Origin of the sequence: Chlamydia trachomatis A/HAR-13 (genome assembly GCF_000012125.1) — a bacterium.
In the GTDB taxonomy this organism is placed as follows: domain Bacteria; phylum Chlamydiota; class Chlamydiia; order Chlamydiales; family Chlamydiaceae; genus Chlamydia; species Chlamydia trachomatis.
In genome coordinates this window covers 142,106-154,739 of sequence record NC_007429.1, presented here as the reverse complement: position 1 = coordinate 154,739, position 12,634 = coordinate 142,106, and the positions used below count along the sequence as shown (strand labels likewise).

Sequence of the window (12,634 nt, the reverse complement as noted above, 5' to 3'; positions counted from 1 at the left end):
CTTATGTCAACTGACTCCATAGCGCGATGCTTTCCTGTATCTTTTGCATCATAACAACAGGAATTTCATGTCCTCCATGAAAAGAAACCATCTCGCCTTTTAAAGAAGCTGTTAAAACCTTATATAACCGCTCCCCTAAGAAATAGGGCAAAATAGGATCATCGTACCCATGACTTTGTATATAAGGAGTTTTCCCACATAAAGACGCATTTTCTTCCCAAGATTGATTCGGAACGGCTGCTCCAGAGCAAATCAAAGCACCTCGATAAGGAAGCCGCGAAGAAAGCATCAGATGCGTCGTCATCATAGCTCCCTGACTAAAACCTCCAATAATCACTTCCGATCGATCTCTTTCCAAATCGTGAATAAGACCCTCTAAAGCCTGTTTAGGCTTTTCAAAGTCTACATCCAATAGCTGCTGATATAAACGATCCGTATCTGGAGTGATTTCCTGAGAAGAAATCAATTTTTCAAAAAGAACGGTATCCAATGGAAACCAAGCTCGTCCCCCTCCCAACTGGTAGGGAAGCTGTTCTATACCATGAGGGAAGACCCATGTGGGACGCAAATTGGCGCACACGCACATGGTTGGGAAAAAAGTAAGATGATCGGCACTTGCGCCATACCCGTGACAAAAAATGATCACAGGAGCTTCAGGATCTCCAGGACACTCTATAAATTCTATCCCAGCAAGCTTTCGACGAAAAAAAGAATAGCTCATATATCTCCCTAAAAGCTGATCTAAAGCTTTAGGGAGCACTATACCACAAATCCGCCGCTATGAGCAGAAAATTCTTTTTTCGAAACCGTTTACTCTATACGCGCATCTAAAGGACTTGCAGAAAGAAAGGAATACGCCTGAGCATCCATTCCCTCTCTTCCTAAACAAGCTGTGATGCTCGGCATCTCTTCCCAAGCCAACTCTCCTGTATCCAAAGATTCCCCAGCTTGAATCGCAACAACACTTTTCGCTACACCATCTTTAAGGAATTATTTAGGGAATCGCTGCATTTTCTCAAGAACAAGCGCATAAAGAGCACCTCGCTGAATACACCGCGCAGCTTCTAATTTATAGTTGCGCTGGCAGATTCCGGAAACGATGCCGACCAAGACTCCGACAGCTAAGGCTCCTATGCCTCCCCATAAGCACCCAAAGAAAACGCTTGCTAGTCCAGCACTTGCTGCACCAAAGAAAAATGCTGCGATTACCGCAGAAGCTAATAAAGCACAGAAAGCTAGTGTAATGAGTGCATTTGCAACAAAAGCTGTGATCATTTTGTTTCTTAATTTTCGATGGCCCCTCTCTACTTCATTAAGAGCTCTTATGGCTATAATACCTTTGAGCTTGGAGTAAGCAGAACGCATATCTGTAGCTCGTGCTGCTAACTGTCTTTGAATTGTTTCACGGAGCGCATGTGCCTGCGTCATAGTTCTCACAATGCGACTAATTTTCACAGCACAGGAGACAATGGCAACAAACATAGCCCCGCATACCAAAGAAATGCATCCAATTACGCAACTCATCATCACAGTATCGCAAGTTGAAGGTTCATTCCCTCTCAAACGGGCGAAGGCAGATATCCAAAAAGTTGCTTCTACGGCTTCGAGAACACTAGGAACTGCAGCCTCTTCAAACATGATCCGTTCGTTACTTAGAGAATAGAATCCTGCAGCTGGTCCCGAACACGCAACAAAATGTTGAATACGATGCCCTAAGTCTTCAGCACTAGAAGGCCTTTGAGCAAAACAGAAAGCTCCCATTGGAGAGCATACCACTGGTGTTAACAATCCTATGCCGCCAGCAGCACAAGTCGCACTATTGAGCATGCGATTGATATTTCTGTAATGATTGTCTGTATTCCTTACTGGATCATTTAAATCGAAGCTTACCATCTTTAAAAGCTTTACCTCTTTTTATTTCGTTCCCCCAAATCTTTTTTAGACTGTTTTATTAGACCATCACGATCTTTAGCTCAGATCGATTCAAACGAAGGGAGTCTAATAGCATCCATGGAGACTGCATAGCGCACACTAGAGAATCTAAATGTCCATAACCTTCCTCTCTAGCTTTAGAGTAAACAACAGCTGCAACTACCATTGGCCCTAAAACTGGGATTAATGAGAACCATTCAGCACGGCTTTCTGTGATAGGGAAGAAGTTTACTCTCTCACTAGCAGGAGAACAGTAGTTATGAATTGCACACGCAATCAACCTAATAAGAAGCCATACTGCGGAGACCGCTGTGGTGATCGCTGCTGCTATATGAAAAAGCACGCAGTCTACTGCGACCGCCACTACTTTTTCTGCAGTCTCCTCTCTACAACAAATCTCATCGTAACCGTATACACATGCGCAACAAGCCATAACTGCTCTCCTCCCGCCGCAGGATTTCCTTACTTTCTATCGAAGTTTCGGTCTCTCCTAATTAGAAATCGCTATCCACGTATCATAGGTCTCTAAAGGGCAGCCAGCATATCCTCTTTAATTGGAATGAAAACCAATAAGATAGATCTTGCTTATGCAGCCCAGTCCCGCTTTTTGAGCTCTTAGAATATAAAAACTTGCGAAGAAACTAGGAACTTAAAAAAATCCTGATAAAAGCTGCGACTCAGAAGCATTGTACTCTACTTAGAGAAAATCTCCTAAGTCGAAGACTGTCCACCCTTCAAAATAACAACTACTTCTTGAATTCTTACTCAGAGAATATCCGAGTTTTGCCAAAGATTTCTGTTAAGAACTTTACATGGATTCTTCCTTGACGAAACGATCCGAAACGACTTATAGTGTTTAGGATGAAAATTTAAGGAACCTCTTAATTATGTCCAGAAAACCGGCTTCTAACTCATCCCGGAACACCAAACGGGCCTCAGACACTTCCTGGGAAGTCATTGCCCAAGATTATAATAAAGCCGTTGATCGCGATGGACATTTCTATCATAAGGAAGTGATTCTCCCTAATCTCCTTTCTAAGCTACATATTTCCCGCTCATCGTCTCTGGTTGATGTAGGATGTGGTCAAGGGATTTTGGAGAAGCATTTACCCAAACATCTCCCTTATCTAGGAATCGATCTTTCCCCTAGTCTGCTGCGTTTTGCAAAGAAAAGCGCTTCCTCAAAATCACGTCGCTTTCTTCATCACGATATGACGCAACCGGTACCAGCAGATCATCATGAGCAGTTTTCCCATGCTACAGCAATCCTTTCTCTTCAGAATATGGAATCTCCAGAACAAGCTATCGCACACACAGCGAATCTTTTAGCTCCTCAAGGTAGGTTGTTTATTGTTCTCAACCATCCATGCTTTCGCATCCCTAGGCTTTCTTCATGGCTTTATGATGAGCCTAAAAAACTCTTATCTAGAAAAATAGACCGCTATCTCTCTCCTGTGGCGGTTCCTATCGTTGTGCATCCTGGAGAAAAACATTCTGAGACGACATATTCTTTCCATTTCCCCTTAAGCTATTGGGTACAAGCTTTATCTAATCACAATCTTCTGATTGATAGTATGGAAGAATGGATCTCCCCTAAAAAATCCTCAGGGAAGAGGGCTCGAGCAGAAAATCTTTGTCGCAAGGAGTTTCCGCTTTTCTTGTTTATCTCAGCATTAAAAATATCAAAATGATTTTGAAAAACTATAATTAAAAATCTTCTTTTTAGTTTAAAATCTTTTTAAGATCTGTTTTTTATTATAGCTTCATTATGTTGCGCCCTCCGTCTTTTCTTAAAAAGCTTCTCTCTTCTGTTCGCAACAATTTCATCATCAAATCTATCCTAAAAGCTCCTAAAGTTCTTTATCACAACGAGGCTTCTAAAGAAGCCTGCGTTCTAAGCTATTATGGACTATTCAGTTGTGTTCCTATATTGGTCTTCTTCCTCAGGCTTTCTCAATACCTATTCATTAGTTTAGACTGGAAAGAGTGGTTACTCCTCCACTTTCCCGATTACAAAGCGCCGATCTTGGCAATTATTGAAGCAGCTTACTCAACAACTAGCAATATCGGAGTGGTTCTTGTCAGTAGTTTCTTTGTCTTCTGCTGGGCAGGTATTCTGATGCTACAATCTTTAGAAGATGGGCTAAATAAAATCTTCTGTTCAGGAATCACTCAAGCTTCTTTAAAGAGACTAATTAGCTATCTAGTTATCACTCTTGTTAGCCCCATGATCTTTATTATTGTTTGCGGATCTTGGATCTATATTACACAGATTCTACCTATCAACTACCCCCAACTATTTAGTTTCAGCCATTCCATGGCTTTTATTTACATTGTTTCACGATTACTTCCCTATGCTCTTCTGTACGGGATTCTCTTTTGTTGCTATGCATTCCTCTCTAGAGTCCCCACCAAGAAATCTGCAGCTTTTTTTGCAGCAACTATAGCTGGTAGTGCATGGATCCTCTCTCAAAAAATCTTCTTTTGCCTCCAGCTCCACCTTTTTAATTATAGCTTCACTTACGGAGCTCTAGTTGCTTTACCCTCTTTTCTTCTCCTTCTTTACCTCTATGCTATTATCTATTTGTTTGGAGGAGCCTTAACCTTCTTATTCCAAAACAAAGGTTTTAGCATTTTAATCCCTAAAGAAGAAATTTTCCCAAGTAGCTATTTCAAGTTCATTTTATGTGTGTATGTTCTTTCCCTAATCACAGAACACTTTGATAATGCTCTCCCTCCTCCCAGTGCAAACTATCTTGCTAACAAAGCCAAAGCTTCTATTGGAGAAACCTCTCAATGTTTAGATATTTTAGAAAGAGAGGGTATGATTCTTAAATACAAAGAGGGCTATAAGCCTTCTCATAACATTGCGAACCTTCATATCAACACCATCTTCGATCAGCTTACTAAGTCCCCTGCTTTTTCTAAAATCTGCTCCCCCTCTCTTATTCCTATACAGGATGCGCTGACTCATATACTTACTGAAATCAAAAAGAACTCGCATAACCTTTCCCTTTCAGAAATTGCTAAAAAAGTGAATTCATGAAGCGTTCTCCATGGTATAAAATATTTGGCTACTATCTTCTCGTGGGAGTGCCTCTAGCTTTATTGGCGCTGCTTCCTAAATTCTTTTCCAGTGAATCGGGAAAATATCTGTTTCTTTCTGTATTAAATAAGGAAACGGGACTGCAATTCGAAATTGAACAGCTACACTTATCTTGGTTCGGTTCTCAAACGGCTAAAAAAATTCGCATCCGAGGAATCGACTCCGACTCTGAAATATTTGCTGCGGAAAAGATCATTGTAAAAGGATCTCTTCCTCGCCTACTGCTCTACAGATTTCCTAAAGCCTTGACCTTAACAGGCTGGTCTTTACAAATCGATGAGTCTCTCTCCATGAATTCCCCGTCCCTTTATCACTTAGATCCTGGGGTCCTTCTTTCTAAAATAGAGCGCAGCGATATCACTTCAGAACTTGGATCCATAACCATGAAAACGATTAACGGCTCTACCCTTTCGGTTTCCGGGTTTTATGTAAAAAAAACCGCTGAACAACTACTTATACGAGCTCTTACAAAAGAAAATGATGTGCCAGGATCCGTCGCTGTAGAAGGAGCTCTTTCCCCCAATTTTGTTCTTAATGTTGAGCTTTCCTCTGTTCCTGCTTCTCTTTTCAAACTCTTTATAGCCTCTCCTTCCTTAGACCGAATCCTATCAACAGAAAATCTCATCAATCTAACCGCAAAAGCTCATCAAGAAAAAGACTCTACTCTCATTACTCTGACTGCAGAAGGAAATCAAATATCGGCAAAACTTCGTGGTTACGTACGCGATCGCGCATTCCTGATCACACAAGGCGGAGCCTCTTCTGTGCTCTTACAGCCTACAATAACTTCTCGAATTCTCTCTGAACTCTCTCCTCTAGATACGCCCATCCGATCTCAAGAAGCCTACCTTTTTATATCGGAAGCAAAACTTCCTCTCTCCATCTCGAAATGGAGCGCATCAGACTTTTCATTACAAGCTAACCTGCCTCAAATTTCTGTAGATACCCCCGATCCGAACCTTTCTATTCGTACAGAAAATACAAAAATTTCCATACGCAAATCCGATCATCTTACGGTCATTCGTTCTTCTTCCTCTGCCATTCTAGGAGGAGCTTCTCCTTCCTATATCCATAGCACACTCTCTATGGACAATCACAAACATGTTGCAGAATTTCATATCCAACACTCGCTCTTGCCTCACACATATTTGCGAGCTCTTCTTCCTAAACCTATTGAAATCAACACTCCACTTGAAGTCTCCTATTATACTCTAGATATCAAAGGAAAATATCGGAATACACAGCTCTCTTGCGAGGCTTTACTAGATAACCCTCTATTAAGACTCTCCTGCAACCTATCTGGACCTTTATATGCCCTACAATTTAGTGGAGAGGGCGCCTATACATTATCCGAGCGTTGGAAAGAACGTTTAGCTCCACACTTTTTACAAATACAAGCTATCTTCTCTGGGAAGATGCATTTTTCCCAAAAACACGTCTTTTTCCCAAAACTATCAGGCAAACTCATTGCTGGAGATAATGAAATTTTTATCCATGGAAAATTTGGTAGAGCTAGTGAAGAGATGAAGCCTTCCAATTCCTCTCTTTTAGTGTATGGAACACTCTCCTCTCTTCCTTTAGATTTATATTCCCCTAAATTTGCTCCACTGCAAATGACGCGCTATAGCTTTTCACTTCATTCTGATGGGGGAAAGGCGTTGCTCAAAGGAAACGTAAAATTATTTATAACGGATCCAGAATCTCCTCACTTAGAAGAAACAAAAATTCTCATTCCAGATATCGTGATCTCGTCTTTAGATCCCAGTGCTCCTTGGACTGCAGATAATATCTCTGTGCAAGCATCCGGGGAACTTCTACAACTTCCGGTGGATAGGCTCATTCGATTACAACACAAAGACCTTTCTCTATCCCGTTATATTGGAGAAACGAGTGAAGCTTCCTTTCAACTTCTTTACTCTCCGGATAAAGAGGAAACTGTAGATATCTCCTCTAGATTTAAAACGGATGCTCTTACCGGAGACTTCCGTTTTGTTATGAATAAAGAGTTGTCTCTGACTGAGAAAACTCATGGATCATTACAATGGGAAATTTCCCCAGAACGCTATAGCTCCTTCTTTGAAAAAGCCTCTTGCCCACCTTCATGTATTTTGCATCGGCCTACGACATTTCGTCTTGATCTGTCTAAAATTTCTTGCTTAGATAAAAAAACAGGCTATTCCTGTCTCTCTCTATTATCTCAAGGCGGCATAGAAGGGAAGCTATCTTCCACCCCATTAGTTTTTTATGACCATCTATCTAAAGAAAATTTTATCGTAAATAATATAGGTGGATCGGTTTACGCACAAAATGTGAACGATCTCATTCAATATCAACTCAATGGAAATTGCCTTGCTCCTAACCAGGATAATAAGACTCCTGTATCTTTTATTATTGAAGGAGAAGCTAGAAATATTTTTTCCGATGAGACTAGAGCCTGCTCTCAAACAGCAACTTGGGTAAATATTCCTACCTCTTTTATTACAGGAATCTTTCCCATCTCTCCTGGAGTTCGCTCTAAACTAACCTCTTTAGCCGGACCAAAAATTCATGTCTCCATTCACAACGATTTCTCTAGAGGAGAAGGTCCTGTAACGATTAAAGTAGATTCCGAAAATCTAACAGCCTATTTCCCTCTAGTCCTTACAGAACAAGCTATTCTCTTAGAAGGCGACCTTACAGCATCTCTACATATCAATGAGGAAATCAATAAAGCCTTTCTTAGAGAATTCAATCCTTTGATTGCTGAAGGTGGAGCTTATTCCAAACACCCGGTAAGTTTACGAGTGAACAAGCAAAATTTTTATCTTCCTATCAAGCCATACTCCTTTGAAAATTTTCGTATTCAATCCGCTTCTTTAGATTTTGGTAAGATCGAAATAGCGAATACAGGAACTATGCAAGATCTCTTTCAATTTTTGGATGTAGAAGCTGAACAGCAACGTGTTGAGTCTTGGTTCACCCCAATCTTTTTCTCTGTACAAAAGGGGCAAATCATTTGTAAACGCTTCGATGCTCTTATTGATGGGCGCATACGACTAGCTTTATGGGGAAAAACAGATATTGTTCGCGAGAGATTAGCGATGACTTTGGGGATTGATCCGGAACTGATTAAAAAGCTTTTCCGTAATACTATGCTAAAGACAAAAAACTTCTTCCTAATCAAGATTAGAGGACCTATTTCGTCTCCAGAAATTGACTGGTCTTCTGCATATGCGCGAATCGCTCTACTTAAAAGCTATACAATAGCGGGTCCTTTAAACTCGTTAGCCGATAAATTATTCTCATCATTAGGAGAGCCTACTCCTACGCAAACAGTCTCTCCTCTTCCGTGGGAAGTTTCTGAAACAGAATAATCTTATTCATCGGATCCTGTGGGCCCTTCTTGCAGAGAAAGATACTGCTTCACAAAACTATTTGCTTGAGGATCGTCATGCAGACTATCGTAAGCATCTATAATTTGCCCCTTATCTACAAGATACACTCTATCCAAACATTGATTAATGAATAGTATATCATGTGTAGAGATCGCAATAGTCATGCCCTGCTCTTTTAGAGACAGAACGATTTGAAGAAACTTTGAGGCTGAAAAAGGATCCAAAGCAGAAGTCGGCTCATCAAAGAGAATCGTTCTCATATCAAGAGCAAGAGCACGAGCAATTGCTACTCGCTGTCTCTGCCCTCCAGATAACTGATGAGGATAGCTGGATGCATATTCTCTGAGCTCCAGCATACCAAGAAGATCTAAGGCCTTATCCTTAGCTTCTCTCTCCCTAAGTTTTTTGACTATCATCTGAGGATGCGCACAATTATCCAGTACTGTCATGTGAGGAAACAGCTCTGGTTGTTGAAAAACAAAACCTGGAGGATCTCCTACGACAGAAATACTACCGCTGGAAATAGGAGTTAAGCCTACCAAAGAACGTAAAATTGTTGTTTTCCCAGACCCACTTCTCCCGATGAACAAAGTGATTCGCCCGGGGACTAGAGAAAAAGAGACGTTGGAAAGGATCTCTTTACCCTTCACAGCTACAGTCAAATCTTTAACTTCAACAGTCATGCAGACTCCTTCTCTGATAATCTAGCAAAATAAGAAAAAGCAGAGGTCATTATCAAATAAAGCCCTGCACAGATTAAATACATCTCCATAGGGTTGAGTTCCCGAGCTACAATGTCTTTAGTGACTTTTGTTAATTCAGGAACTCCTACTACCATAAGAATGCTGCTCTCTTTGATTAAAGAAACAAACTCATTCGTTAGAGAAGGAAGAATATTTTTAAAAACTTGAGGATACAATATATGCAAGAAGATCTGTGGTCCTGTATACCCCAACACTTTTGCTGCCTCCCATTGTTGAACAGGTAGCGCATTGATCCCCGCACGCACATTTTCAGCTAAGTAAGCAGCAGAATTCAAGGTTAGGGCGATCAGTCCGGCCACCAGTGGGGATAAATTAACTTTGATCAAAGAAGGCAATCCGAAATACACAATCAAAATTTGAATGAACAGCGGTGTTCCTCGAACCGCCACTACATAAAAATTCCCTAAAAATTTAGATATACGACAAGGGAAGTACCGAGAATTCACAGTTCCTATACCCCAGCCCAGTACAAACCCACACACCAAAGAAATAGCTGTAATCAATAGGGTGTATCCGCACCCGCGAAGAAGTAATTTTGCTGTTAGCAAATAGTGTTCCACTATCCCCTATCCTGTCATTAGTATCACAAGAAATCTATGTAACTATATTGACCGAAAGGTTCTTATAAAAAAAGCCTTTCCTAATTAAAATCTTTTATCGAAAAAATTTTATACGACTTCTGTTTCGAAAAAAATAAAAACTCGTGTACATTTTATATGGCCTCCAAAAGTATTGTCGGCTTACAAGATAGTTTATTAGGATGATATGGATCGATCCCCTCTTTTTCTTATTATTATGGGCGCCCCAGGATCCGGGAAAGGCACCCAGTCAAAGTTACTAGCATCTCAATTATCCCTCCTGCATATTAGTTCTGGAGACTTGCTTAGAGATGCGGTTTCCAAAGATACCCCGCTCAGCCAAGAAATTAAGTCTTATCTAGACCAGGGGAAGTTGCTTCCAGATACATTGGTTTGGAAGTTAGTGCACGAAAAACTAGATGAATTCCAACAGGATACGTTATTACGACGACTTTCTTTCCTATCTCGTTCTGAGAACAGTGCTATTTTAGATGGCTTCCCAAGAACTGTCACCCAAGCGAAGCTTTTACATGAGTTTCTTAGTTCCTACTTCCCCAATTACAAAGTTATTCTGTTAGACATTTCTGATGAAGAAGTTCTTAATCGGTTGACTTCTCGGTATATTTGTCCAGCTTGTCAAGGCATCTACAATGAACAACAAGGATTTTCTTCCTGCCCTAAATGCTCTGTAGAACTTATTCGCCGATCAGATGACACTCTAGAAGTGATCCTAGATAGAATTCAAACGTACAAACAGGAAACTCAACCTGTTCTGGATTATTATACGGAGAAGCAAAAGCTCATCACTATTGATGCTAATGCTCCCACTCAACAAGTATTCCAGAGTATCCTAGATAGCCTTTCTGCTTCTCTTGTCTATCAAGAAAGAGACTGTTGCAACTGCGATTGCGATGATGAAGACTAGAATACGGAAAAGAATTTCTTTGGTATAGTCGTGTTCAACAAGGACTAAGAACCTCTTTTTAGTCCTCTTTGTGATGTCTCTACCGAGGTTCTCCCATGCCGCACCAAGTCTTATTGTCTCCTGTTTGCGATCTTTTATCGAATGCTGAAGGTATAGAGACGCAAGTACTGTTTGGAGAAAGGATATGCAACCATAACCATCGACACTATGCCTATTCTCAACTAGTCTTTTCTTCTATATGGAAGCCATACCCTGGCGACTCTCTACAGAATATTCCTCTATTCTCTTCCCAACTGCAGCCTCCTAATGCTGTTGTCTGCTCTCAAGAAGCTTTTTTAGATCCTTGGCATATCCCCTTACCTTTTGCCGCTCCGCTCCACATAGATAACCAAAATCAAGTGTCCCTATCTCCTGCTAGCATAGCATTATTAAATTCCAATTCCAGAAGTAACTATGCAAAAGCTTTCTGCTCTACCAAAGAGATTCGTTTTTTAAATTCTTCATTCTCTCTAAGAGATTTAGTTTCTTTCGCAGAACAATTGATAGATACTCCGTACGTTTGGGGTGGCCGGTGCATTCATAAACAGCTTCCTCGTAATGGTGTAGATTGTTCGGGGTATATTCAACTACTTTACCAAGTCACAGGAAGAAATATCCCTCGCAATGCTAGAGATCAATACAGAGACTGTTCTCCAGTAAAAGATTTCTCGTCTCTACCTATAGGAGGACTTATCTTCCTCAAGAAAGCAAGCACGGGACAAATCAACCATGTTATGATGAAAATCTCGGAGCATGAATTCATTCATGCTGCGGAAAAAATAGGGAAAGTAGAAAAAGTAATCCTAGGAAATAGGGCTTTCTTTAAAGGGAATCTATTCTGCTCATTAGGTGAACCGCCTATAGAAGCTGTTTTTGGCGTTCCTAAAAATAGAAAAGCCTTCTTTTGAAAGAAGGCTTTTCTGAAACGCACTCCAATATATGGACAAGCAATAGCTTATCGTTTGGAGAATTGGAAACTCTTACGAGCTTTCTTACGACCGTATTTTTTACGCTCTTTCTTACGAGGATCTCGAGTCAAGAAGCCTTGAGCCTTCAATTCTTGCTTCATGTCTTCTTTCTCTTGCAGAACAGCTCTAGCTAAACCCAATCGAGTAGCAATAACCTGACCTTGAACCCCTCCTCCACTTACTCGGATAATCAAATCGAAACTGTTGACATCACCGAGCATTCTGAGCGGAGCTAAGATGGTTGCTCTTTGAACTTCAAGAGGGAAATATTGCTCTAAAGTCTTTCCATTTACGTCAATTTTTCCATTTCCAGAACGAAGACGAACGCTAGAAACAGCCTGCTTTCTTCTGCCTGTTGCAACAGACTCTTGTATCATATTCTTTGTCACAAATTACCCCAAATTACGCGTCTAAAACAATTGGTTTGATAGCTTCATACTGTGCGTAAGAACTACCTTTCAAAACTCTTAAAGATTTCATTTGACGTCTTCCAAGTTTTGTTTTAGGCAACATTCCTTTAACAGCATGCTCGATAACATAAGCAGGCTTTCGCGCAATCATGTTTTCAAAAGGAACTTCTCGCATCCCAGAAATAAAGCCTGTGTAATAGTGATACACTTTCTGAGCTCTTTTTGCGCCAGTCAAACGCACTTTCTCAGCATTGATCACAATGACACCATCTCCCATCGCTACGTGAGGAGTAAAAGTCACCTTATGCTTACCTCTCAGGATCTTCGCAACTTCTGAAGATAATCTCCCTAAGGTCTTCCCTTCAGCATTAACTACATACCAGGCTTTGTTTCGATCGTCCGAAGCCTTAGCTAGGGTCGTTTTCGTATCTTTTCTTTTTTCCATAACTTAAATCACCTTATCAGAGGGAATGATTATAATTTTGATGATTATTTTTTCCAAACAAAAAGCAGCTGTATTTGCCTTCTAAAGAATTTA

Annotated in this window: 11 protein-coding genes and 1 pseudogene; 5 read left to right on the top strand and 7 right to left on the bottom strand. The window is 40.6% G+C overall.

The features are described from left to right. Position 1 precedes the first annotated feature (1 nt). The 3 genes and pseudogenes from CTA_RS00705 to CTA_RS00695 form a co-directional block, all read right to left on the bottom strand. Positions 2-721, bottom strand: coding sequence for an alpha/beta hydrolase (locus CTA_RS00705; RefSeq protein WP_011324587.1), 720 nt, complete (start codon positions 719-721; stop codon positions 2-4). A gap of 89 nt (positions 722-810) precedes the next feature. Continuing rightward, a pseudogene (garD, locus tag CTA_RS00700) lies at positions 811-1,893 on the bottom strand (inclusion membrane protein GarD). A 58-nt stretch (positions 1,894-1,951) separates the two neighbouring features. After that, complete coding sequence (locus CTA_RS00695) at positions 1,952-2,365, bottom strand: hypothetical protein (RefSeq protein WP_009871481.1); 414 nt, start codon at positions 2,363-2,365, stop codon at positions 1,952-1,954. Positions 2,366-2,819: 454 nt separating this feature from the next. On the opposite strand from CTA_RS00695, the gene CTA_RS00690 reads away from it, so the two are divergent. From CTA_RS00690 to CTA_RS00680, 3 genes are all read left to right on the top strand, one after another. Further along, positions 2,820-3,623 (top strand): class I SAM-dependent methyltransferase, encoded by an 804-nt coding sequence (locus tag CTA_RS00690; protein ID WP_011324585.1) that lies wholly within the window; start codon positions 2,820-2,822, stop codon positions 3,621-3,623. Between the two features lie 77 nt (positions 3,624-3,700). Further along, a complete protein-coding gene (locus CTA_RS00685; RefSeq protein WP_009871479.1) occupies positions 3,701-4,978 on the top strand; it encodes a YihY/virulence factor BrkB family protein in 1,278 nt (425 codons plus the stop codon). After that, positions 4,975-8,391: a hypothetical protein gene (locus CTA_RS00680; protein ID WP_011324584.1), complete on the top strand. Its 3,417-nt coding sequence runs from the start codon at positions 4,975-4,977 to the stop codon at positions 8,389-8,391. Before CTA_RS00685 ends, CTA_RS00680 begins: the two co-directional genes overlap by 4 nt. 2 nt (positions 8,392-8,393) lie before the next feature. On the opposite strand, the gene CTA_RS00675 is transcribed toward CTA_RS00680, so the two are convergent. Together CTA_RS00675 and CTA_RS00670 are read right to left on the bottom strand one after the other, a co-directional pair. Beyond that, entirely contained in the window at positions 8,394-9,095 is a 702-nt protein-coding gene (locus CTA_RS00675; RefSeq protein ID WP_011324583.1) for an amino acid ABC transporter ATP-binding protein, read from the bottom strand. Next, a complete protein-coding gene (locus CTA_RS00670; RefSeq protein ID WP_009872399.1) occupies positions 9,092-9,736 on the bottom strand; it encodes an amino acid ABC transporter permease in 645 nt (214 codons plus the stop codon). The genes CTA_RS00675 and CTA_RS00670 overlap by 4 nt, the downstream gene beginning before the upstream one ends. A 205-nt stretch (positions 9,737-9,941) precedes the next feature. On the opposite strand from CTA_RS00670, the gene CTA_RS00665 reads away from it, so the two are divergent. Both CTA_RS00665 and CTA_RS00660 read left to right on the top strand, forming a co-directional pair. After that, positions 9,942-10,679 (top strand): adenylate kinase, encoded by a 738-nt coding sequence (locus CTA_RS00665; RefSeq protein ID WP_009872398.1) that lies wholly within the window; start codon positions 9,942-9,944, stop codon positions 10,677-10,679. A 95-nt stretch (positions 10,680-10,774) separates the two neighbouring features. Further along, a complete protein-coding gene (locus CTA_RS00660) occupies positions 10,775-11,626 on the top strand; it encodes a C40 family peptidase (RefSeq protein ID WP_009872397.1) in 852 nt (283 codons plus the stop codon). A gap of 47 nt (positions 11,627-11,673) precedes the next feature. Here CTA_RS00660 and rpsI read toward each other — a convergent pair whose 3' ends face one another. Both rpsI and rplM read right to left on the bottom strand, forming a co-directional pair. Continuing rightward, entirely contained in the window at positions 11,674-12,063 is a 390-nt protein-coding gene (rpsI, locus tag CTA_RS00655) for a 30S ribosomal protein S9 (RefSeq protein ID WP_009872271.1), read from the bottom strand. A gap of 25 nt (positions 12,064-12,088) precedes the next feature. Next, the gene (gene rplM, locus CTA_RS00650; protein ID WP_009871472.1) at positions 12,089-12,541 is read right to left on the bottom strand and encodes a 50S ribosomal protein L13; all 453 of its coding nucleotides are present in this window, start codon (positions 12,539-12,541) and stop codon (positions 12,089-12,091) included. Between the last annotated feature and the right edge of the window lie 93 nt (positions 12,542-12,634).

Coding starts and splice junctions, on each gene's coding strand:
- CTA_RS00705 (WP_011324587.1), bottom strand. CDS start 721: ATGAGCTATTCTTTTTTTCGTCGAAAGCTTGCTGGGATAGAATTTATA.
- CTA_RS00695 (WP_009871481.1), bottom strand. CDS start 2,365: ATGGCTTGTTGCGCATGTGTATACGGTTACGATGAGATTTGTTGTAGA.
- CTA_RS00690 (WP_011324585.1), top strand. CDS start 2,820: ATGTCCAGAAAACCGGCTTCTAACTCATCCCGGAACACCAAACGGGCC.
- CTA_RS00685 (WP_009871479.1), top strand. CDS start 3,701: ATGTTGCGCCCTCCGTCTTTTCTTAAAAAGCTTCTCTCTTCTGTTCGC.
- CTA_RS00680 (WP_011324584.1), top strand. CDS start 4,975: ATGAAGCGTTCTCCATGGTATAAAATATTTGGCTACTATCTTCTCGTG.
- CTA_RS00675 (WP_011324583.1), bottom strand. CDS start 9,095: ATGACTGTTGAAGTTAAAGATTTGACTGTAGCTGTGAAGGGTAAAGAG.
- CTA_RS00665 (WP_009872398.1), top strand. CDS start 9,942: ATGGATCGATCCCCTCTTTTTCTTATTATTATGGGCGCCCCAGGATCC.
- CTA_RS00660 (WP_009872397.1), top strand. CDS start 10,775: ATGCCGCACCAAGTCTTATTGTCTCCTGTTTGCGATCTTTTATCGAAT.
- rpsI (WP_009872271.1), bottom strand. CDS start 12,063: ATGATACAAGAGTCTGTTGCAACAGGCAGAAGAAAGCAGGCTGTTTCT.
- rplM (WP_009871472.1), bottom strand. CDS start 12,541: ATGGAAAAAAGAAAAGATACGAAAACGACCCTAGCTAAGGCTTCGGAC.